The 643-nt window shown below is 65.8% G+C and carries 1 protein-coding gene; it reads left to right on the top strand.

Features of this window, described 5'->3' with window-relative positions; genetic code table 11:
• Positions 1-643: C45 family autoproteolytic acyltransferase/hydolase (locus G3A47_RS22890; RefSeq protein ID WP_208328415.1), on the top strand; the 643-nt coding region annotated here is incomplete at both ends.

Below are 643 nucleotides of genomic sequence, written 5' to 3'. Positions count from 1 at the left end.
CGCCCACTGCAGCAGCCTGGCGGTGGCACCTGCTGACGGTCGGCCGACACTGGTCGCCCAGACGATGGACCTGCCACGCTGGCACGATGGCGCCCAGGCGCTGCTGAAGATCGAGGCGGCGGGCCACCGGAGTCTCGTTTTCACCTCCGCAGGGATGATCGGCCTGATGGGCGTTTCCGGCCGAGGGCTCGGTATCTGCGTCAATACGCTGAGCCAGCTTGCCACCAATCCACGCGGCCTGCCGGTGGCCTTTGTCATGCGCGGCGCGCTTGCACGAGGGACGGTCGCGGCCGCCGCCGATTTCCTCGGCCGGGTGCCGCATGCCTCCGGCCAGAACTACCAGTTGGGTGATCGCAGTGAGGCGCGTACCTACGAATGTTCGGCCGGCGGTGCTGTTCCAATGCCGTTTTCGAACGGCTGTTCGCCGCACACCAATCATCCATTGGTCAGCATGGATCGGCGTGATGCGACTGCACGCATGGAGGGCAGCGAGGATTCCCGTGGCCGGCTGCAAAGCCTGCGAACGGACACTGCCGTCGTGCCTGATGTGACTGCTGCAAAGGCAGGTCTCGCGGCACGGCGGACAGGCGGCATCGTCTCGATAACACCACAAAGTGCGGCGTTGACCGCTCCGATGACGATC

Origin of the sequence: Flavobacterium poyangense (assembly GCF_011751075.1) — a bacterium.
In the GTDB taxonomy this organism is placed as follows: Bacteria; Bacteroidota; Bacteroidia; order Flavobacteriales; family Flavobacteriaceae; genus Flavobacterium; species Flavobacterium poyangense.
The sequence above is the reverse complement of the archived record's forward strand: the minus strand, read 5'-3'. Positions and strand labels throughout refer to the sequence as shown.